This is a genomic window from Opitutia bacterium (assembly GCA_016217545.1).
In the GTDB taxonomy this organism is placed as follows: Bacteria; Verrucomicrobiota; Verrucomicrobiia; order Opitutales; family Opitutaceae; genus Didemnitutus.
On sequence record JACRHT010000003.1, the window covers coordinates 228,226 to 250,271 of the forward strand.

Genomic DNA, 22,046 nt, shown 5'->3' on the forward strand with positions numbered 1-22,046 from the left:
ATCGGCCGGCTCTCGCGCTATGCTGGATTCTTTTAGCCGGCGGAAGCGGGCGCGTCGATCCACACGCCGACATCGTGCACGCGGTGGAAATCGGGCGACCACTCGGGGATCGGCGCGAGATTCCAGCGCCAGGTGCGGTCCGGTGCGCGCAAGCCAAAGCGCGTGTAGAGCGTCTCCGTCTTCCACACCGTGCTGCCATCGGGCGCGAGATCGAGCCGCGCGGCATCGACGAGCAAGACGCGCACCGCCCCGCGACGCTCCGCCAGCCAGTCGAGGTGGCGGCGCGCGGCGACTTTGGCGCAACGATCGGGCAGGCCCTTGTCCTTCTCCGCGGCGGGCAGCGAGTGCGCCGGCACGAGTCCGAGCTGAGACAGGCAGTTGGCCGAGACGACGAAATCCGGCTCCCCGCCCGGCGGCGGACCGGGATCGGAGTCGGCGAAGAGCTTCGGCGCGTCGTGCGCGGAGATCACGTCGCGCACTTCCGCGAGCCGCGCGAGCACGCCGGTCGCATCCCATTGCTCGCAGCGCACGCGGCCGGCGAATCGCTTGGAGAAATCCTTCGCGGTCGCGCTGACGACGATGTCGGCGAGCGTGACCTGCGCGAACCGCTCCGCGAGTTCGGCCACCGGCACGTCGAGGCAATCGCCCGCGCCGATCACGAGCGCGCGCTCGCGCCGCGGGCAGCGTTCGGTCGCGGCGAGGATCGCCTCGCGGCTTGCCCGCAGGTGCGGCGCCCAAGCCGCCCGCACGCGCGCATGGCGACCCGCGATGGCGAAGTGTTCGCGCGTCAACCCGAGCCGCTGCGCCCAGCGGGGCGAGTCGGTGCGAAGGCGTTTCCAGAATGCGGCGAGCATGGCTAATCAGGTGGTCGCCGTCGTCCCGACGGCGACAGGCGCCAGCGGGGACGCCTGCGCCCACCTCACGTCATCACTTCAAATACTCCGCGAGCCACGCGAAGACTTCCTTGTGCCAGAGTTCGCTGTTCTGCGGCTTCAGCACCCAGTGACCTTCGTCCGGGAACATGATGAGCTTCGACGGCACCCCGCGGCGCTGGAGCGTCGTGAAGAGTTCCATGCCCTGGTTGAGCGGCACACGGAAATCGCGGTCGTTGTGGATGATCAGGTTCGGCGTCTTGAAGTTGGCCGCGAATTTGTGCGGCGAGAACTTGTCGGCGTCGGGCGTCTCCCACGGGATGCCATGCTCCCACTCGTCGAACCAGACCTCCTCAGTGGTGCCATACATGCTGGAGAGGTTGAACACGCCGCAGTGCGTGATGAGCGTGCGGAAGCGGTCGGTGTGGCCTTGAAACCAGTTCATCATGTAGCCGCCGTAGCTCGCACCCGCCGCGGCGGCGCGCTTCGCGTCGATGAACGGCTGCTGCTCCAGCCAATCCATGCAGGCCATCAGGTCGGTGAAGACCTTGCCGCCCCAGTCCTTGGAAATCTCGTCGGTGAACTTCTGGCCGAAACCGGTCGAACCGCGCGGATTCGGCATCGCGAGCACGTAGCCCTGCGCGGCCCAGATTTGCGGATTCCAGCGCGTGCTCCACGCATCCATCCACGCGCCTTGCGGGCCACCGTGGACCCAGAAGACGAGTGGATACTTCTTCGCGGGGTCGAAGCCCGGCGGCTTGAGCAGCCACATCTGCACCGGCGTGCCACCCGCTCCGGCGACGGTGACGGACTCCAGCGCGTTCAGCTGCACGCCGGCGAGGAGCGCGGCGTTCGCTTGCGAGAGAGCGCGCGGTGCGTCGGCATCGGCGCCGACGAGGTTCAAGGCGCCGACTTCCGCCGGACGCGTGGCGCTGGCCTGCGTGAAGGCGAGCACGCCGCCGTCCGCCGTGATGCTCAAGCTGCCGAACACGCCGCCGCCGCTCGTCACGCGCGCAGGCGCGGACGCGGAACCGCTCGCGGCATCGATTGCCCACACCGGTTCGACGCCGGCGTCCTGCGCGGTGAAATAGAGTTTCTTGCCGTCCGGCGCCCAGACGAACGCCTCGGCGGAGCGGTCCCACTTTTGCGTGAGGCTGCGCGACTGGCCGGTGGCGAGGTCGAGCACCTTCAACTCCCAACGCTCCGCCTCGAAGCCGCTGCGCTCCTGCGCGCGGTAGGCGAGCGTCTTGCCGTCGGGCGAGAAGCGCGGATAACCCTCGGCGCCCGGCGCGGTCGTGAGGCGCTTGCGCTGGAGCGTCGCAAGATCGACGAGCCAGATGTCGTGATTCGTGCTCCACGCCTGCTCGCGTGTCGGCAGCGTCGGCGCGGTGAAGGCGAGCGATTTGCCGTCGGGTGAAAACGCAAACTCGTCGCCCGCGCTGAAGGTGTCGGAAGTCGGCACACCGTCGTTCTCGCCGGGCGTGACATTGCGCGGCGCGCCGGCAGCGGCACCGTCCTTCACCGGCACGACGAAGACATGCTGGCGCTTGCCCTCGACCCAGGAATCCCAGTGGCGATAGAGGAGCTGCGTGACGATGCGGGCCTTCACCTTGCTGGCTTCGCGCGCGGCGAGCTTCTCTTTGTTCAGCTTGTCCGCCTCGGCGAACGGCTGGTCGGAAAACTCCGGGAATACTTCCGACACGAACGCGATCTGATCGCCTTGCGCGGACCACACCGGCGAAGAGGCGCCGGTGGAGAACGTCGTGACCTGCCGCGCTTCGCCGCCTTCGAGCGGGAGCACGAACACCTGGTAGTCGTCGCCCGCGCGGTTCGATTCGAACGCGATCCACTTGCCGTCCGGCGACCAACGCGGGTGCCGTTCGTTTTTCGGCGTCGCGGTCAGCGCGCGGAGGCTGCCGCCCGTCGTATCGGCGATCCAGAGGTCCGACTGGGTGCGGTTCTCGGCGAACAGCACTTCGGTGACGACATAGACGACGTGACGACCGTCCGGGGAGATCTGCGGATCGGACACGCGCTTGAGCTTGAACATGTCGTCGAGCGACAGCGGCCGCGGATCGGCCGCCACGGCAGTCAGGGCGACCGCGAAAAACGAAACGCAAAGGGCGGCGCAGCGGCCGCGAAGAAGGCGGGAGAGCATAGGCGAGCCGCGAACGTAGCGAGCGCGCGCCGCAAGGAAAGCGTCTGTTTGAGGGGATCGGGAAATTGTCCGGCGCTGTGCGGGCGCGCCCGGCGATGCCCGCTTGTCACACCCATCGTCCTCTGTCTTCTGTGCTCCGTCCTCCGTCTTCCGTTTCCCGTCCTCCATCCCCATGCCCGCCCTGCTCTACACCGTTCGCGCGACCTGCAAGGATCTTCAACAACGCGGCCGCTTTCTCTCGTGGCTAACGCCGAATCACGTGGCCGAGGTGATGGCCGGCGGCGCCACCGCCGTGCGCATCGTGCTGCCCGACCGCGAGAGCGACACCGCGCCCGCGATCGTGGAGACCCAATACGTGTTTCCCTCCCGCAAGGCGTTCGACGCCTACGTGCGCGACCACGCGCCGCGGCTCCGCGCGGATGGCTTGAAGCATTTCCCGCCGGAGAGCGGCGTCACCTACGCCCGTCAGGTCGCGGAGATCGCGACGGAGCTCGGCGGCGAGTGAACTAGCGCGACTGGAGCGACCAAGGTCGCTCCCACGACAAATCACTGCGGGCGAAGGCTCACGGCGAGGCATCCATCGCGCTGTAGCCGAGGTCGCTGATCCCGGCCCGAGGGAAGAAACACCGACCGGGCTCAGCGAGCCCAGCTACAGCGATGCGGCCCGCGCTCAGAAGCGATAGCTCGCCGTCACGCCGATCTGGCGCGGGTCAGCGCGGTTTTCGTAGCGCGTCTCGATGTAGTCGGGATCCGCGTTGCCGAAGAAATACACGCGCTTGTCGTAGGTTTCGTCGCAGAGGTTCTTGGCCCACAGCGTCAGCGTCCACTCGCGCCAGGCGTAGCCGAAGCTGGCGTTGACGACATGGAAGGCGCGGCGCGCTTCGTTCTGGTTGTTCGAGTCGAACTGCTGTGCGCGCGCGACGAGTTCGGCGTTGGCGAAGAAGCCCTCGGCGGCTCCGTAGCGCGTGCCGAACGTGTAGCCGTAGTGCGGCGTGTTCGCGAGGTCGCGGCCGCCGCCGGTGTTGCCGTTGCGGAGCGTGAAACGGTTCAGCTCCGACTGCATGAGCGCGAGCGAGCCGCGCACCGTCCAATCGCGCGCGAGCGCGTAGGCGCCGGCGGCTTCGAGGCCGGTGACGTGCGAGTCGCGGCCGTTGTCGGTGAAGAATCGGTAGTTGCCGCCGAAGCCCGCAGAGTCGCGCACCTGCGTGTTGCGGCGCGCGAGATAGAACGCCGTCAACTCGCCCGTGAGGCGGCGATCGAGCCAGTGGCCGCGCAGGCCGGCTTCCCAGTTCCACAGCGTCTCGGTGCCGTAGGTGAGCGGGTCGGCGGCGACGTCGATGCGCGCGTCGACGTTGATGCCGCCGGCCTTGTAGCCGCGCGTCACCGAGGCAAACACGAGCGTGTGCGCGTCGAGGTCGTGCTCGAGCGTGACCTTGCCGCCGAAGAGCGTGTCGTCGAACGCCGGGCGCACGACGACGGGCGTGTCGAACGTGCCGCGACTGACGCGGTAGCGGGTCTTAGTGCCGTCGCCGTCCATCTCGATGCGCTCGCCGCGGAGGCCGACGATGAGGCGCGTGGTGGGCGAGAAGTCGTGCTGCACCTGGCCGAAGAGCGCGGCGTTTTCCGAGCGATAAACCGTGCGCAGGCCGCGAACGTTGCCGGGATCGGTGTTGGTGTAGCGCGACCACTCGCCGATGTCGGCGTAGAACGCGCCGGCGGTCCAGCGGTCGATCCAGCTCAGCGCGTGGCCGGGCTCGGAATCGAGGCGGAGTTCCTGATTAACCGTCCAGCGCGTGCGATGCAGATCCGAGAAACCCATGTAGGACGCGGCGGTCCAGTCGTCGTCGTAGGCGTAGCGCGAGCGCGTGCGGGCGACGCTCGTGACGGTCGTGAGGCGCGCGGCGCCGAGGCCGCGATAGGTGCCGCGCAGGCTGGCGGCGAGCGAGCGCTGCTCGTCGCGGCCGGGCTGATCGCTGTAGGTGAGCTTGCCGTTGTTATCGAGGGCGAACTCGTCGTAGCCGTTGTCGAAATCCGCGGCGAAGAGTGCGGCGTCCCAGCGCCAGAGGTCGTTGGGATTCCACGTGAGGCGGAGGCGCGCGGTGGTCTCGTCGCGGGCGTTGGTGTCGCGGTTGAGCGTGACGTTGCGCCGAAAGCCGTCGGCGCGCGTCTGCTGCACGGCGAGGCGCGCCATGAGTTCGTTCGGGCGCGCGGCGATGAGCGGGCCGCCGAGGGCGAAGGCGCCGCTGCGGAGATCGTCGCCGCCCACCGTGGCCTCGGCGGAGCCGGTCCAGACGGGCGTGGGGGCGTTCGTCACGAGGCGGACGAGACCGCCCGCGGCGTTGGCGCCGAACGCGCCGGCTTGCGGGCCGCGGAGCACTTCGACTTGTTGGACGTCGAACGTGCTCGCGACGGTGCCGAGGCCGGTGAAGTCGAAGTCGTCCACGAGGAAGCGCACCGCGGAATCGGGCGTCTCGCCCTCGAACTGGGAATTCTCGCCGATGCCGCGGATCTGGAGATAACGCGGGCGCGACGTGCCGCCGGTGTAAGTGAGGTTCGGGATTTGATCGACGAGATCGCTGAAGTGGCGGACGACGCCCGTGCGCAGGGCGTCGGCATCGTAAACGGAGACGCTCGCGGGGATGGTCGCGAGGGGCGATTGCCAGAGGTCGGCGGTGACGCGGAGAGCGTCGAGTTGGACGGGGGCGGTGGAGGGTAGCCCGGCCTCTCCGAGGGCGGGTGTAGCGCTGGCACTCGTCGAGCCCGCGCCCGGAGGTCGCGGGCTACCTTGCGGCGCGCGGGTTTCGTCGGGGCGTAAAGCCCCTCCCACATTCTGGGCGTGCGCGACGGCGAGTGCCGTCAGCGCGAGGGTGATGGAGATGATTCGTGTCGGGTGTTGCATCGTTTGATGCCCGACCCAAATCGGACTCCCGTTGAAGGGGCGCCGCTCCGACGCCACTCGGCGCGTTTCGCGGCGCCTGCTGTTTCCTTCGTCGGCATGATCCGTTCAGGTTCCAAGGGTCGAGCGGCCGTTCGCACCGCAATCTCAGCCTTCCGCGGAAGACACCCCTACAGGCGACGCGGAACGAAACGCCCCCCGCCCCTGCCGTCAATGGTGCAGTTCGTCACCGGAGGAATTGCCCCTCGATCGCGAGTGCAGTCCAGCACGCAGCGGACTGCGCCAACCATGGGCACAACGCGGCATGAATCGTTCATGGCAAGGCAGACGTCGGAAGATTCCTGCAATACTTATCCGGCATGACGAAGGAGAGGTAGGAAGCATTTCTCGCCTTCGCGTTCGGAAGCTAGAGTGGCCTTGCCATGAAACGCACCGAGTCTCTCGCCGCTCACGCTCTCCTCGCCATCGCCCGCCAACGCAGCGGATTCGATGCGGAGCGCTGCCGCTTGGTGCTGGAACATCTGGATACCAGCGCCGCAGTGCACGCCGCGATTCATCAGGCGCTCGCTCCGTATCGGCTCAGTGAGCTGCAGTTCGCCGTTCTCGTCGTTTTGTTTTCGTTGGACCCCGATCCCATCGGCTCCGCCGACCTCGCCGTGCACACGGCGGTCTCACGGTCCGCGATCACGGAGGCGCTGGACCATCTGGAGGCGCGAAAATTCGTCACCCGCACGCGCGACACGCGCGACCGCCGCATGATCTACGTGCGACTCTCCGCCGCCGGCCGCAAGGCCGTCGAGCCCGCCACACTCGGATTCCTCCAGGCGGTCCAAAACATCACGCGCCTGATCGACGCCAAAGTCCGGCAAGACGTGCTCACCGGCTGCGCTCTGCTGCAAGAAGGCGCGGTCACCGCTCAATCCTGAAATTTATCACCATGAATAAACGCGTCGTTCTCACCGCCGTCATCGCCCTCGCCGTTTTCGCTGCGATCTTCGGCTATAAATTCTATTCCATTCGGCAGACGATGGCCGCGATGGCCGGCATGAAGCCGCCGCCGGTCACCGTCAGCGCCGCCTCCGTGCGCGAGGAAACCTGGCCGAACACGATCCAAGCCGTCGCCGCGCTCAAGAGCTTCCGCGGTATCGTCGTGAAAACGGAACTCGAGGGCGCCGTCCGCGAAATCGCCGCCACTTCCGGCAGCGTCGTCGCGGCCGGCGCGTCGCTGGTGCGCCTTGACACTTCCGTCGAGGACGCGCAGCTCGCCGGCCTCGAAGCCCAGGCGCACCTCGCCGAGATCAACCTCGGCCGTGCCCGCGAACTCCGCGCCAACGGCACCAACACACCCAACGACCTCGACACCGCCGAGACGACGCTGCAGCAGACTCGTTCCGCGGTCGCGCAGCTGAAAGCCACGATCGCCAAGAAGAACATCGTCGCGCCGTTCGCCGGGCGCCTCGGCATCGTGCAGGTTTATCCGGGCCAGTTCCTCAGCAAGGGCGACGCCCTCGTCGTTCTCGAAAGCACCGACCCGATCTACGTCGATTTCTCGCTGCCGCAGCAGGAAGTCGCCCGCATCGCGGCGGGCCAGACCGTCCGCCTCAGCGTCGACGCCTTCCCCGACCGCCCGTTCGAGGGCAAGATCGTCGCCATCAGCCCCCGCCTCGACGATGCCACGCGCAGCATCGACATCCGCGCCGAGCTGCCCAATTCCGACGAAGCGCTGCGCGCCGGCATGTTCGCCCGCGTCCAGGTTCTGCTCGCCGCCAGCGAACACTCCGCCGTCATCCCGTCCGCTGCCATCGTCCACAATCCCTACGGCGAAACCGTCTACGTGATCGCGGAGGGCGCCGTGCAGCAGCGCTTCATCAAAACCGGATCCAGCCGCGGCGACCTCACGCAGGTGCGCAGCGGCCTCAAGGTCGGCGACCAAGTTGTCACCTCCGGCCAGATCAAGCTCCGCAACGGTGCCGCCGTGAAAGTCGACAACTCCGCCGCACCGCAGGCCAATCCCGCGCCCAAACCCGTCGAAAGCTAACCGGACGCCACCATGCGCTTCACCGATCTCTTCATCCGCCGTCCGATTCTCGCGACGGTGGTCAACCTCTTCCTGCTGCTCGGCGGCTGGCTCGCCTTCAAGGCGATGGTCATCCGGCAATACCCGCAGACCAACAACGCCGTCGTCAAAGTCACGACAGCGTATCCCGGCGCCAGCGCCGACCTCATCCGCGGCTACATCACCACGCCGCTCGAGCGCGAAATTGCCTCGGCCGACGGTCTCGACTACGTCGAATCCGTCAGCGGTCCCAACGTCTCCGTCATCACCGCCAAACTGCGCCTCAACTACGACCCGAACGCCGCGCTCACGCAGATCACCTCCAAGGTGAACCGCGTCCGCAGCGAGCTGCCCGCCGCCGCCGAGGATCCGATCTTCGACGTCTCCGTCGGCGAGACCACGGCGTCGATGTATCTGAGTTTCTCCAGCGACACGCTCGAAGCGAACCAGATCACCGACTACCTCGTCCGCGTCGTGCAGCCCAAGCTCTCGACGGTCGAGGGCGTGCAAAAAGTCGACATCCTCGGCGGGCGCACCTTCGCGATGCGCATCTGGCTCAAGGACGACCGCATGGCCGCGCTCGGCCTCAGCGCCGCCACCGTTCGCGCGAAACTCGCCTCGCAAAACTACCTCTCCGCCGTCGGCCAGACGAAGGGCTCGATGATCTCCGTCAACCTCACCGCGAAGACCGACCTGCATTCCGCGGAGGAATTCCGCCAGATCGTCATCGCCGAGAAAGACGGCCGCATCGTCCGCCTCGGCGACATCGCCGATGTTGTGCTCGGCGCCGAGGACTACAGTTCGAGCCTCACCTTCAACGGCCTGACCGCGACGGGCATGAGCATCAGCGTGCTGCCGACCGCCAACTCCATCGACGTGATCAAGCGCGTGCGCGCCGTCTGGCCCGACCTCGTCAGCCAGTTTCCCGCCGGCCTCCAGGCCGCGATTCTCTACGACGCCACCGAGTTCATCAACTCGTCCATCACCGAGGTCATGCATACGCTCGTCGAGGCGATGATCATCGTCATCATCGTAATCTACCTGTTCCTCGGTTCGTTCCGCTCCGTCGTCATCCCGATCGTCGCGATCCCGCTCTCGCTCGTCGGCTGCGGCATCCTGATGCTCGCGATGGGCTTCTCGATCAATCTCCTGACGCTGCTCGCCATGGTTCTGGCCATCGGCCTCGTCGTCGACGACGCGATCGTCGTCGTGGAGAACATCCACCGTCACATCGAGGAGGGTCTCACCCCCTTCGACGCCGCAATCAAAGGCGCCCACGAACTCATCGGCCCCGTCATCGCCATGACGATCACGCTCGCCGCCGTCTACGCGCCGATCGGCCTGCAGTCCGGCGTCACCGGCGCGCTTTTCCGCGAGTTCGCCTTCACGCTCGCCGGCTCCGTGCTCGTCTCGGGCTTCGTGGCGCTGACGCTGTCGCCCATGCTCAGCGCGAAGCTGCTGCGGCATAACCCGAACCCGAAGGGCATCGAGCATTTCCTCGATGTCACGTTCACGAAACTCCGCACGCGCTACGAACGTTTCCTCGATCACGTGCTCAACACCCGCGTCGCCGTCGTGCTCGTCGCCGTGATGATCTTCGCAAGCCTCGTGCCGTTCTTCCTCATGACCAAGAAGGAGCTCGCGCCCGCCGAAGACCGCGGCTTCGTGCTCGGCATCATCGGCGGCGCGCCGAACGCCACGCTCGAGCAAACGCAGCTCTACACCGGAAAACTGAATCCGATGGTCGCTGACGCGCTGCCCGAAGCCCGCGTGCGGTTCATGATCCTCGGCTTCGATCCCACCACCGGCCTCTCCAATCCCTCCGGCGGCATGATGGGCCTCGTGCTCAAGCCGTGGGAGCAACGCACCCGCAGCGCGGCGCAGGTCGCCGCCGCCACCACCGCGCTCGCCGGCAACGTTTCCGGCTTGAAGCTCGCGGCCGTCCTACCGCCGTCGCTGCCCGGCGCCGGCAACGGTTTGCCCGTGCAGTTCGTCATCAGCTCGACCGCCGACCACGCGCAAATCCTCGAAGTCGCCAACGAGCTCATGCAGCGCGCGCTCGCCAGCGGCAAATTCGTCTACGCCGACAACAGCCTCAAATACGACATGCCGCAGGCCGACCTCGTCATCGACAAGGACAAGGCCGCCGTGCTCGGCATCGACATGTCGCAGCTCAGCGCCGACCTCGGCTCGATGCTCGGCGGCGGCTACGTAAATCGCTTCTCGATCCAAGGCCGCGCCTACAAGGTGACGCCGCAGGTCACGCGCGTCTCCCGCCTCACGCCCGAACAGCTCGGCAACTACTACATCTCCACCGGCAAGGGCAAACTGGTGCCGCTCTCCAGCATCGCGAAGGTCGAGCAAACCACGCAGCCGCGCGCGCTGGAGCGTTTCCAGCAGCTCAACTCCGCCACGCTCGGCCTCGTGCCGCGCCCCGGCGTCGCACTCGGCGAAGCGCTCGACTGGCTCAATGCCGAAGCGAAACAAGTCTTCCCCGCCGGCTTCACCGCCGACTACAAGGGCGAACTCCGCCAATACGTCCAGGAAGGCAGCTCGCTCACCACCGCGTTCGCGCTCGCCATCGTCGTCATCTTCCTCGTGCTCGCCGCCCAATACGAAAGCTGGCGTGACCCGTTCATCATCATGATGGCTGTGCCGCTCTCCCTCGCCGGGGCGATGGTGTTCCTCTTCCTCGGCGCGGCGACGATGAACATCTACACGCAAGTCGGCCTGATCACGCTCGTCGGCCTCATCACCAAGCACGGCATTCTCATGGTGGAGTTCGCGAACGGCCTGCAGGAACAAGGCTACAGCGTCCGCGAGGCGATCGAACACGCCGCCGGCACCCGCTTGCGTCCGATCCTCATGACCACCGCCGCGATGGTGCTCGGCGTGCTCCCGCTCGTCATCGCCAAGGGCGCCGGCGCCGAGGCGCGCTTCAGCATGGGCCTCGTCATCGCGACCGGCATGTCCATCGGCACGCTCTTCACGCTCTTCGTCGTGCCGGTGTTCTACACGCTCATCGCGAAAGACCGCCAGGCCGAGGCCAAAGCCCAAGCGGCGCTGCCCGCCGCCGCATCGCACGGTGCGCCGACTCCCGACGCCGCGCACTAATCCACGTCCAACTTTGGCGGGACGAGCCGCAGGGACCGATCCACATCCCTGCGCGCAACGCTCGTCCCGCCACTCCCCTTCCATGAAAACTTTCCGCCTCTCTCTCCTCCTGTCGCTGCTCGGCGTCGCCGCTTTCGCGGCGACCGATCTCCCGACTCTGCCGCGTCCGCTCACGTTGGACGCCTCACTCGACTACGCGCTCGCGCACAGTCCCACGCTGCTCCGCACGCGCGAGCAGATCCGCGAGCAGGAAGGCGTGCTCGTCACCGCCAGCGCCGCCCGCTTGCCGAGCGTCTCTGCCTCCAGCAGCGCCTCGCGCGTCGACGATCGCCGCCTCGAATCCCCCCTCTACGACGACCGCTCGTGGAGCGTCAGCGTCACCGCCTCGCAAGTCATCTACGCCGGCGGCGGCCTGCAGGCGCAGGAACGCGCCCAGAGCGCGCAGCTCGACGCCGCGCGCCTCGCGTTCAATGCCGCCGTGAGCGACACGCTGCTCGGCGTCCGCCAGCAATTCTACGACGTGCTCCTCGCGCGCGAAGTCATCGCCGTGCGCGAAGAAGCGCTGAAGGTCCTGGAGAACGAACTCGCTTACGCGCGCAGCCGCCGCGATGCGGGCACCGGCTCCGACTTCGACCTGCTGCGCGCCGAAGTCGCGGTCGCCAACGCGCGCCCCGGCCTGATTCGCGCTCGCAACAGCTACAAGATCGCGCAGGAAAAACTGCGCACGACGCTCGGCGCCACTTCGACGCCCGCCGGCGACCTCGACGTGCAGGGCTCGCTCGTCGTGCCGGCGCGCGACGTCGCACTCGCCGATGCGGTTTCCGCGGCGCGCGCGCACCGGCCGGAACTACAACAGCAGGAGCGTCTCGTTCAGGCCGCCGACCAGGCCGTCGCCGGCGCGCGCAGCGGTTATCAGCCCACAGTCAGCGCCGTCGGCGGCTACGCGTGGTCGTCGCCGTCACTCACCACGACCGCCGGCAATCTTCACGGCTGGTCCGCCGGTTTGCAGGCGAGTTGGAACATCTTCGATTCGAAAGCCACCGCCGGCAAAGTCACCCAAGCCCGCGCCCGCGCGCAGCAATCGCGTTTCGCTCTCGAAGAACGCCAACTCGCCGTCGAACTCGAGGTCCGCACCGCGCACGCAAGTTTGCTCGAGGCCTCCGAGGTGCGCCAAGCGTCCGAGCAGGTCGTCGCGCAGGCACGCGAGAGTCTCCGGCTCGCCCAAACGCGCTACCAAGCCGGCCTCTCGACGCAACTCGACGTGCTCTCGGCCCAGTCATCGCTGACGGAAGCTCGTTCGAATCTCGCCCAAGCTCAACACGACTACGCCGTCGCGCTCGCCAGCCTGCAGCGCGCGACCGGTGCGCCGGGCGTGTGACCACCCCGGACGCTCCCGCCGCGATCCGTCCACGCCCCGTCTCGCCAATGAAATCCACGCTCTGGCTCTGCACACTCGTCCTCGCGCTCACCGTGCGCGCGCAGGACGAGACGGAAACTCCCTCACTCACGCTCTCGGCGCCGAGCGCCACACTGTCCGGCCACAGCCGCTGGCAAATCCAGCTCGTGGCGCTCAATCCCGGCACGCGCACGCTCTACTATCGACCGCCCACCTCGCTGGACGGTCGCGCCTACCTCGCGGGGGCGAGCCTGCCGGTCGTGTTCCGCACCGGCGATGAAGCGACGCTCGCGATCGCACCCGGCACGTTCGCCACGCGGCTCTACACCGCCGACCAGCCGCCACTGCTTTCCGGCGACATCGTGCTAGAGTTCGCGGCCGGGCTCCCGGCACCGCTCCGCACCGCACTCAAAGTCGACACCAGCGCCACGCCGCGCGTCGACACCGGCGATCCCGCGCAGCCGCTGCGCCACCTCACGAATCTCACGCCGGCGGTCAGCGCGCTCGAGCGGACATTTGCGGGCCGCTTCGGACTCCACGAGCCGATCTACTTCATCTACGGTCCCGACGCACCGGCCGCGAAGTTCCAGATCAGCTTTAAATACAAACTCATGGATCTGAACGAGCCTGCGCCCGGCGGCTTCACGCACACGTTGCAAGCCGGCTACACGCAGCGCTCGCTCTGGGACATCGAGGCGAATTCGAGTCCGTTCTACGACACAAGCTACATGCCCGAACTCATGCTCGAAAGTCTCGCACCGATGCCGACCGAGCGCGACGGCTGGTTCACGCGCCTCGGCTCGCAGCTGGCGCTCAAGCACGAATCCAACGGCCGCGACGGCCCCGAGTCGCGCAGCCTCAACACGATCAATTTGCGCGCCGCCGCGATGATCGGGCCGATCGACAACTGGCACCTGCTCGTGATTCCCGAGGTCTTCGCCTACCTGACGAGCCTCGACGACAATCCCGACCTGAAAGACTACCGCGGTTACGGGCAGTTGCGCCTCGGGATTTCCCGCGATGCCCGCCGGCCTTCCGTGCTCTACGCCGTGCGCGCCGGCAAGGACTTCAACCACTGGACGCACCAAGTCGATCTGACGCTCCCCTTCCGAACGAAATGGCTGAACATCGAGACGTCGTTCCTCGTCCAGTATTTCAGCGGCTACGGCGAAAGCCTGCGCGCTTATCGCGAACGCTCCGAAACCGTGCGCGCCGGCTTCTCGCTCGTGCGCTGAAGCGAGCCGCGCCTTGCCACGCCCCAACCGCCGCGCTACTCGTCCCTCATGGAGCTGCGTCACCTGCGCTATTTCAAGGCCGTCGCCGAGCTGCTGAATTTCAGCCGCGCCGCCGAACAGCTGCGCGTGGCCCAGCCCGCGCTCAGCCGCCAGATCCGTGCGCTCGAGGACGAACTCGGCACGACGCTGCTCGATCGCAATCATATGCGCGTCCGCCTCACGGATACCGGCCGCACCTACTACGCGCATACCTGCAAAATCCTCGCCCAAGTCGACATGGCCGCCGCGGCCGTGCGCGAAGTCACCGACGGCTGCGCCGGCGAACTGATCGTGTGCAACGACTGGCATCTCGGCGGGCGCATCGTGCCCGCCGCGTTGAACGAGTTCCGCCAGCTCCACCCACGCATCGACGTCGTGCTGCACGACCGCCGCGTGCACGACCAACTCGCGTTGATCGTGAACCGCCGCGTGCACCTCGGCTTCATGGTGCGCGAACTCCTCGGCAACCGCCGCGAACTCGAGTGTCTCGATATTCTCAGCTCGCAACTCATGGTTGTGATGCCGAGCGGACACGCCTTCGCCAAACGTCCGTCCGTGCGACTGGCCGAACTGGCGGAGGAGTCCTGGATCACGGTCGACCCCAAGGAGTCGCCGCAATATCGCAGCTATTTCAACCGGCTGTGTCGCTGGAGCGGATTCGCGCCGATCATCGGACCGACCGGCTCCACGCTGGAAGGCATCGCCGGACGCGTCGCCAGCGGCTACGGCGTCGCCATCATGCCGGAACACATGGTCGAGGCGATGGGCCCGGGATTGAGCGCCGTCGCCACCGATTGCCCGCCGGTCGAGCTCTGCGCCGTCTGGCACCGCGACGAAAAATCGAAACTGCTCGAGCAATTCGTCTCCGTGTTGCGCCGTCACGCCGTCGGCAATCCCGTGAAACCGGTCGCCGCGCGGCGCAAGCGATAGCAACGCGGCATAGCGGCACGCACGCAGCGGGTATTTCCGTCCGTCGCGCCGAGCCGGTATGCTGGGCGCCCTACCATGGCCGCCATCGTCGTCCTCGCGCTCCTCACCCTGCTCGTCATTCTCGACAGCAGCGGGGATTCGTCGGCGTGAAATTGATCAGAAGCCGACGGCGGCGTTCGTGCGGCGCGGGTCGGCGTAGCCGGTGTAGCTGCCGTCGGCGTGGCGCTCGATGACGTTGATGCCACCGAAGCGGCGGCCGGTGCCGGGCGCCTCGCTCAGGTCGACCTTCCACCCCAGCGCACGGAGCGCCGCGACCTCGGCCTCGGGCAGCGAGCGCTCGGCCTCGACGGTGTTGTCGTCGCCGCGGCGCCAGTTGTTGTCCCAATGCACGCGCGTATCGCCGATCGCGTCGGCGAACGGACGGTTGAGAACGATGCGGTCGAGCAACGCTTGCAGCATCGCGGTCGGGATGCGCGCGGCGCCGGGGATGCCCATGGCGAAGACCGGCTTGCCGTCGCGGAACGCGATCAGCGGCGAGATCGTGCTGCGGGAGCGGCGGCCGGGCGCGAGGTAGTTGAGGCTGCGCGGCTCGCTGAACGAGAAGTTGCTCATCGAGTCGTTCATCACGACGCCGGTGCCGGGCGGCACTACACCCGCGCCGAAGTGCAGGCTCTGCGATTGCGTCGCGCAGACGAAATTACCCTCGGCGTCGGCGACCGCGAAGTGCGTCGTGGCCGCGGCACAATCGGACGAGAAACCACCGTCGTCGAGCCAGGCAGCGGCTTTGGACGGAGCGAGGTGCGAGGCACGAACCTGCGCACGAAGCGCGGCGACGGAATCAGGCGCGACGAGTTTCTCGAAGTTGAACCACGACTGCGGTGCGTCGGCGATGTCACGATAGACGAGCGGTGAGACGACGCGCCACGTGCGACCAAGCAGATCGAGGTTGTCGGCGCGGCGCAGCGGGCCGCCGCCGAACTTTTCCTCCTCGAGCACTTTCATGATCGTCAGGAAAAGCGCCGGACCGCTCGCGGGCGGCGGAGCGGCAAGCAGGCGATAGCCACGAAAATCGAGGACGAGCGGTTCGCTGACGCGCGCCTCGTAGTGCGCGAGGTCGTCGGGCGTGATCGCTCCCCCGCCCTGCTTTGACGCGGCGACGAGCGCCTCGGCAACGGGGCCTTTGTAGAATCCATCGCGGCCGTGGGCGGCGAGGAGTTCGAGCGTGTGCGCGAGATCGGCGTTGGCGAGGCGCGTGCCGACGACCGGCAGTTCACCATTGGGCAGATAAAGGCGCGCGATCTCGGCATCGCCGCGACGAAGTTTCTTCTCCTGCTCGGCGAAGAAGTCGCGCGTCTTCGGCAGGACGAGGAAGCCTCGGCGCGCGAGCTGGATCGACGGTGCGACGTCGTCGGCCCACTTGAGTCGGCCCCACTTTTCGTGGGCGAGCGCCAAGCCGGCGGCGAGGCCGGGAACGCTGACCGATCCGTAGCCGTAGCTGCGGACTTCCTCGGGCCGCTTCACGTAGGTGGCGACGTCGACCGAGGGAGCGGCGTCCATCGCGTCGATGGCGTAGGTGCGGCCGGATTTCGCGTCGTGGTAGAGCAGCATCAGCTTGCCGCCGAGGCCGGAGCCGTAGGGCTCGGCGACACCGAGCGCGAGCGAGACGGCGACGGCGGCGTCGATGGCGTTGCCGCCCGCCTTCAGGATCTCGACGCCCGCTTGGGCTGCCTCGGGATGGCCGGCAACGACCATGCCGTGCGGCGCGGCGACGGGTTCGACGCGGACGGGAACCGTGGTCGTCGCGGCGAGCGCGACGACCGCGGAAAAGAGGCAGAGAACCGAGAATAGAGGGCGGAGGGCGGAAGACGCGCGAGACATGAGTGGTGAAGTCGAGACGTGATGCGTGGTTCGCGGCGGGCCCGGCGGTCCCGCCCTACCTCACGCTTCGGTAGCTAAGAACGCAGCACATTGGGAGCGCCCTCGGCCTTGGCGTCGAACGCGCGGTCCCATTTGGCAATGACGAGCGTGGCGACCGTGTTGCCGATGAAGTTGGTGATGGCGCGCGCTTCGGACATGAAGCGGTCGACGCCGAGGATGAGCGCCATGCCGGCAACGGGCACATGGCCGGTGGCGGAGAGCGTCGCGGCGAGCGTGATGAAGCCGCTGCCGGTGACGCCGGCCGCGCCTTTCGAGGTGAGCAACAGCACCGCGAGCAGGCCGAGCTGGTGCCAGAGGTCGAGCGGCGTGTCGGTCGCCTGCGCGATGAAGAGCGCGGCCATCGTCAGGTAGATGCAGGTGCCGTCGAGGTTGAACGAGTAGCCGGACGGCACGACGATGCCGACGACCTGCGGCGCGCAGCCGGCGCGCTCCATTTTCGTCATCAGGCCGGGCAAACCAGCCTCCGACGACGACGTGCCGATGACGATCATCAGTTCTTCGCGGATGAATTTCAGGATTTTCCAGAGCGAGAAACCGCTCGCGCGCGCGATGCCGCCAAGCACGACTACGATGAAGACGATGCAGGTCAGGTAGACGCAGGCCATGAGGCCGGCGAGGGACTTGAGCGAGCCGAGGCCGTATTTGCCGACGGTGAACGCCATGGCGCCGAACGCCGCGATCGGCGCGACCTTGGCAACGATGTTCACCATCATGAAAAACGCCTTCGAGACTTCGTGCAGCAGGTCGACGAGCGGGCGCGCCTTGTCGCCGAGTTTCGCGAGTGCGAAACCGAAGAGCAGCGAGACCATCAACACCTGGAGGATTTCGCCTTCGACGAAGGCGCTGACGAAGGTGTTCGGGACGAGGTGCATCGCCCAATCGACGAACGACATCTCCTTCGCGGCCTTGGCGTATTGCGCGACGGCGGCGGCATCGAGCGAGGCGGCGGTGGCGTGCACGCCGGCGCCGGGCTGGAAGAGGTTCGCGACGACGAGGCCGATGACGAGGGCGAGCGTGGTGACGACCTCGAAGTAGAGCAGCGCCTTCGCGCCGACGCGGCCGACCTGCTTGAGGTTGCCCATGCCACCGATGCCGGAGACGACCGTCGTGAAGATGATCGGCCCGATCAGCATCTTGATCAGCTTGATGAACACGTCGCCGAGCGGTTTGAGGTCGGCGCCGAGCGTGGGTTGATAGTGGCCGAGCAGGATGCCCGCGCCAATGGCGAGCAACACCTGCACGTAGAGGTGACGCAGGAATCTCATGTGGGGTAGCCGGCGTGGGGCACGCGCGGACGCGGCGGAAAAAAGCCCCGCGGGTGGCGCGGGGCGAGGTTATTCCGGAAGCGTCAGAGTTTCTTGGTCACCTGGACGGACCACGAGAGACCGCGCGCCATGAGATTGTAGACGGAGGTGTCGTAACCGCGCGAATCGGCGGCGAGCGGCGGCACACGATCGAAGAGGTTCACGACGCCGACGCGGATGGTGGTGTCGTTGGTCCACTTGTTCTTCGTCTGAAGGCGATACGAGACGTAGGCGTTGGTCATGATCGAATCGCGGACCTTGTAGCGGTAGGTCGTGGTGCCGTTGCTGTAGACGGGCACGATGTAGGTCGGCGAGCCGAGCGATTCCCACGTGGCCTGCGTGGTGGTCGCGTTCACGTCGGTGTAGGTGCCGGTGTAGTAGCCGGCGATACCGGCGCCCCACTGGTTACGGCGCCAAGTGAGCGAGGCGTTACCGCGCCACTTGGGCGTCGCACCGCCGACGTTCGTGGTGTTGGAGTCGCGGAGGTCGACGCGCGGGCCGCCGGCGGAGTTGTAGGCGTGGAAGTCGTTCAGGTAGGTCCACGTGGTGTTGAACGTGAAGTTGCCGATCGACCATTTCGGGAAGCGGTAACTCAGGTCGAAGTCGAAACCGTTCACGAACTCCGAGGCCTTGTTGAAGTAGGTCGTGCGCAGGATATCGATCGCGCCGACGACGGCGCGCTGGTTGCCCGGGGCGCGCGAGGCGTTGTAGGCGGCGAAGAAATCGCGGTCGGCTTGGGTGACCGGCAGGCGGACGACGGCCGGGTCGCCCTGGTAGTTCGCGGTGCCGGAACCGAGGTCGATGGAGCCGATGGCCTGACCGGCGGCGAGCGCGGCCTGCGTGGCAGCGAGGAGCGCGGCGGTGTCGTCGGCGATGGAGCCGGACGACGAGATGACGTTGCTCTGGCGGACTTCCCAGTAGTCGACGCCGAGGGAAAGGCCCTTCACGAACGGCACCTCGACAACGACGCCGGCGGATTTGCCCTTCGCTTCTTCGGGCGCGAGGTTCGGATTGCCGGAGGCGACGCTGCGGCGGTTGGACGGGCCGTCGGTCGGGAGGCCGGTGACGGTGCTGCGATAGGTGTCGGTGCTGCCGGTGACGGTGCGGATGAGCGTGCCGGTGAAGAGCTGCGCGAGGTTAGGCGCGTGGAAGCCCTCATTGTAGGAGGCGCGGACCATCGCCCAGCGCACGGGCTGCCAGCTGAGGCCGAACTTGGGCTTCGTGGTGTTGCCGAAGTCGGTGTAGCGCTCGTGGCGCGCGGAGGCGGTGAGCTCGAGCGACTCGACGAGCGGGAACTTGAGTTTCTTGCCGACGAGCGGAATGACGGTCTCGGCGTAGGCGGCGGTGACGTGGCGGTTGCCGTGCGTGTCGGAATTGGGCGAGAAGCCGAGGAAGTCGTTCGACGTCGGGTCGAGACCGGAGGAGGCGGGGTTCAGGCCGGCGAAGGGCGGGCGGAAGTCGTCGTAGACTTCGCGGCGATACTCGGTGCCGACGGCGAGGCCGATGGTGTTGCCGCCCCAGATGTCGAACACGTCGCCGCTGGCACGCGCGTCCCAGCTGCCGAGCTTGGTGATGCCGTCGCGGACGAACTGCGAGCGGAAGGTCTGCTGGACGCTCTCGGGATTCTTGTAGTCGCCGGTGACGACGAGCGTGCCGTTTTGCACGGCGAAGGTGCGGGTGAAGGGATTGAAGGCCTTCGCGGGATCGGTCTGGTTGATCGCGGCGATGAGGAGGCTCTTGCGGGATGGGCCGCCTTCGTCGTCGGTGACGCGCGACTCGCCGTAGAGGAGCGCGGATTCCCAGGACCAGCTGCCGTGCAACTTGCCGCGCACGCCGGCGACGCCGCGATAGACGGTGTTGTCGACGGTGGAGGTGCGCGTGGCGAGGTCGGTGAGGCGCTTGTTGCTGATGAGCACGGCGGCGGGCGTGCCGGTGAGGCGGGGGCTGCCGTCGGTGTTGGGCGCGCCGGTGGGCGACCAGAAGCGCGAACCGAAGGGGTTGAAGGGATTGTCGACCGGCACGATGATGTTGCCGTCGGTCGAGGCGGTGATGCCGTCGGGCTCGCGGTAGGTGACGGAGCGCGCGCGGTAGTAGTTGAAGTCGGCGAAGAGCGTGAGGTTTTCGCGGAGGTCGTATTCACCGGCGAGGAAAAGGTTGCCGCGCTTCGTCTCGGGCTGGAGGACGCGGTAGGCGTTGTTGTTCCAGTAATAGGTCGAGGTGACGCCCGCGCGGCTCGGCGTGCTGGTCTGGAAGCCGACGCCGGTCGTCGTGGGAACAAGGAAGAACTGGCCGGAGGACGCGACGAGCGACGAGGGAATGCCGCTGGTGCGGCCGGCGGTGAACACGCCGCCGGTAACGGTGCCGATGCTGTAGTTGCCGAATTCGCTGGTGGCCGAACGCGCGTTGAAGGTCGTGTTCGTGGAGACGTTCCACGGTGCGGGGGCGCGGTAGCTCATGTCGGCCTCGGCCATGAAGTCGCGATCGCGCGCGTAGGTCGCGTCGCGCTTGAACACATCGAGCGTGAGGATGCCGCGACCCTTGCCGTTGGCGAAATCGAAGCCGTGCGTCAGCGAGGCGCGCGCCTCGGCGCCGTCGCCGTAGCGCGTCTCGCCGTAGCGGAGCTGGAGTTCGGTGCCGCGAAATTCGCGGCGCATGATGTAGTTCACGACGCCGGCGACGGCGTCGGTGCCGTAGATGGAGGACGCGCCGTCGCGCAGGATGTCGATGCGCTGGATGCCGCGGTTCGGGAGGATGTTGACGTTGGTCGTGAGCGTGGGGACGCCGGCCTCGGACTGCGAAATCGGGTGCGGCGGGAGGCGGCGGCCGTTGAGGAGGATAAGCGTGTTGCTCGAGGGCAGGCCGCGGAGCGAGCTGGAGGAATTGTCGCCGCGCGCGGTGGCGCCGAGGGTCGCGGTCTCGTTGCCGGGCAGGCCGGTGACTTGCGGAATCGAGATGAGCAGGTCGGCGGGCTGGGAGGCGTCGCGCACTTCCATCGCGTCGCGGTCGATGACGGTGACAGGGAGCGTCTTTTCCTGGTCGAGACGTTTGAGGTTCGAGCCGGTGACCACGTATTGGTCGAGCTTCACGGGCTGTTCGTCGCGCGGGGCATCGGGCGCGGGAGCGGCGGATTGCGCGAACGAGGGCGAAGCGAGCGCGAGCGGCGCGAGGAGCGCGAGCAGGCGGAAGGTGCGCGAGGGTTGGTTCATGGGCGTGCGGGGTGTTGGGTCGGCTAGGTTCAGTGCGAAAAGAGAAGACGGGCGGCGGCGGGCGCCATGGCCTTGTTCTGGTGCGCGACACCGGGAACAGTCGAGAGCTTCCACCGGAAGTCTGCGTCACGTGCCGCGGCCGCCTGTTGGGCGAAGCGGAAAAAGAACTGGCCCCGCGCAAAGCGGTAGAGTCCCTGCTCGTCGGCCTCGGGCGTGCGGCGCAGGGATTGGTGGTTCGAATCGGTGTCCGCTTCGCCGAGCAAAACGATCAACGGGAAGGCAAAGACTCGGCGCAACGTCGCGGCATCGGCAGGCGTGCCACGAAGGCCATAGGGAAATCCCCGGTCGAGATCCGGGAGCATATACCAACCGGCGTTCGCAGCCACGGCGCGGGTGGCGCGGCTGGCGGGAACGAAGTAGAGGAAACGCTGCACGAACTGCGCGCCGGCGGAATGGCCGTAGATCGCGTAATCGTTGCGCGTGCTACCGAGGTGCGCGCGCGCGGCGTCGAAGATCGGCTCGATCATGCTGTAGGACCATTGCTCGCGGGGCCGCAGGTGGCCGGAAGCGTCGAAGAGATTGCCGGAGTTGAACGATTCCTCGCCGGGAAACTCCGTCTTCGAAAACTCCGGCACGATGAGCGCGAACTTCAGCGCGTCGGCCTGCTCGATCCAGTCCTGCAGGTATTCCTCGGCGTTGCGGCCCACGCCGTGGATCACCACGAGCACGGGCGCATCGGCCGGCACCTCGGCGGGCCGGTGATACCAGACGGTCAGATGGTGACCGCCGCCGGTGAACGCGAAGCTGTCGTGCGCCGCGCGCGTCACGGCCGGCATGGCGGCGGCCAGGCTCCAGCAAAACACGATGAGTCGAGCAAAGCTCACGCGAGGATCAATGCGGTC

General features: G+C 67.3%; 14 protein-coding genes and 1 riboswitch. Of the genes, 7 read left to right on the forward strand and 7 right to left on the reverse strand.

Features of this window, described 5'->3' with window-relative positions:
• Positions 1–32 precede the first annotated feature (32 nt).
• Both HZA32_03560 and HZA32_03565 read right to left on the reverse strand, forming a co-directional pair.
• Positions 33–854 carry a hypothetical protein gene (locus HZA32_03560; protein MBI5423136.1) on the reverse strand — a complete coding sequence of 274 codons (822 nt, stop codon included), beginning with the start codon at positions 852–854 and terminating at the stop codon, positions 33–35.
• Positions 855–927: 73 nt separating this feature from the next.
• Positions 928–3,030: a S9 family peptidase gene (locus tag HZA32_03565; protein MBI5423137.1), complete on the reverse strand. Its 2,103-nt coding sequence runs from the start codon at positions 3,028–3,030 to the stop codon at positions 928–930.
• Between the two features lie 172 nt (positions 3,031–3,202).
• On the opposite strand from HZA32_03565, the gene HZA32_03570 reads away from it, so the two are divergent.
• Positions 3,203–3,535 carry a DUF4286 family protein gene (locus HZA32_03570; protein ID MBI5423138.1) on the forward strand — a complete coding sequence of 111 codons (333 nt, stop codon included), beginning with the start codon at positions 3,203–3,205 and terminating at the stop codon, positions 3,533–3,535.
• 165 nt (positions 3,536–3,700) lie between these two features.
• On the opposite strand, the gene HZA32_03575 is transcribed toward HZA32_03570, so the two are convergent.
• On the reverse strand, positions 3,701–5,929 hold the full coding sequence (locus HZA32_03575; protein ID MBI5423139.1) for a TonB-dependent receptor: 2,229 nt from the start codon (positions 5,927–5,929) through the stop codon (positions 3,701–3,703).
• Between the two features lie 66 nt (positions 5,930–5,995).
• Positions 5,996–6,108, reverse strand: a riboswitch (TPP riboswitch).
• A gap of 240 nt (positions 6,109–6,348) precedes the next feature.
• Here HZA32_03575 and HZA32_03580 point away from each other — a divergent pair.
• From HZA32_03580 to HZA32_03605, 6 genes are all read left to right on the forward strand, one after another.
• Positions 6,349–6,852, forward strand: coding sequence for a MarR family transcriptional regulator (locus HZA32_03580; GenBank protein MBI5423140.1), 504 nt, complete (start codon positions 6,349–6,351; stop codon positions 6,850–6,852).
• Between the two features lie 11 nt (positions 6,853–6,863).
• A complete protein-coding gene (locus HZA32_03585; GenBank protein MBI5423141.1) occupies positions 6,864–7,964 on the forward strand; it encodes an efflux RND transporter periplasmic adaptor subunit in 1,101 nt (366 codons plus the stop codon).
• A gap of 12 nt (positions 7,965–7,976) precedes the next feature.
• Positions 7,977–11,096 carry an efflux RND transporter permease subunit gene (locus HZA32_03590; protein MBI5423142.1) on the forward strand — a complete coding sequence of 1,040 codons (3,120 nt, stop codon included), beginning with the start codon at positions 7,977–7,979 and terminating at the stop codon, positions 11,094–11,096.
• An 82-nt stretch (positions 11,097–11,178) separates the two neighbouring features.
• Positions 11,179–12,474 carry a TolC family protein gene (locus HZA32_03595; protein ID MBI5423143.1) on the forward strand — a complete coding sequence of 432 codons (1,296 nt, stop codon included), beginning with the start codon at positions 11,179–11,181 and terminating at the stop codon, positions 12,472–12,474.
• 47 nt (positions 12,475–12,521) lie between these two features.
• Positions 12,522–13,727: a phospholipase A gene (locus HZA32_03600; GenBank protein ID MBI5423144.1), complete on the forward strand. Its 1,206-nt coding sequence runs from the start codon at positions 12,522–12,524 to the stop codon at positions 13,725–13,727.
• Between the two features lie 48 nt (positions 13,728–13,775).
• Positions 13,776–14,696 (forward strand): LysR family transcriptional regulator, encoded by a 921-nt coding sequence (locus HZA32_03605; protein ID MBI5423145.1) that lies wholly within the window; start codon positions 13,776–13,778, stop codon positions 14,694–14,696.
• Positions 14,697–14,852: 156 nt separating this feature from the next.
• Here HZA32_03605 and HZA32_03610 read toward each other — a convergent pair whose 3' ends face one another.
• The 4 genes from HZA32_03610 to HZA32_03625 form a co-directional block, all read right to left on the reverse strand.
• The gene (locus HZA32_03610; GenBank protein MBI5423146.1) at positions 14,853–16,574 is read right to left on the reverse strand and encodes a gamma-glutamyltransferase family protein; all 1,722 of its coding nucleotides are present in this window, start codon (positions 16,572–16,574) and stop codon (positions 14,853–14,855) included.
• 74 nt (positions 16,575–16,648) lie between these two features.
• The gene (locus HZA32_03615; protein MBI5423147.1) at positions 16,649–17,899 is read right to left on the reverse strand and encodes a dicarboxylate/amino acid:cation symporter; all 1,251 of its coding nucleotides are present in this window, start codon (positions 17,897–17,899) and stop codon (positions 16,649–16,651) included.
• Positions 17,900–17,982: 83 nt separating this feature from the next.
• Complete coding sequence (locus tag HZA32_03620) at positions 17,983–21,144, reverse strand: TonB-dependent receptor (protein ID MBI5423148.1); 3,162 nt, start codon at positions 21,142–21,144, stop codon at positions 17,983–17,985.
• A 29-nt stretch (positions 21,145–21,173) separates the two neighbouring features.
• Positions 21,174–22,028 carry an alpha/beta hydrolase gene (locus tag HZA32_03625; GenBank protein MBI5423149.1) on the reverse strand — a complete coding sequence of 285 codons (855 nt, stop codon included), beginning with the start codon at positions 22,026–22,028 and terminating at the stop codon, positions 21,174–21,176.
• Positions 22,029–22,046: the final 18 nt, after the last annotated feature.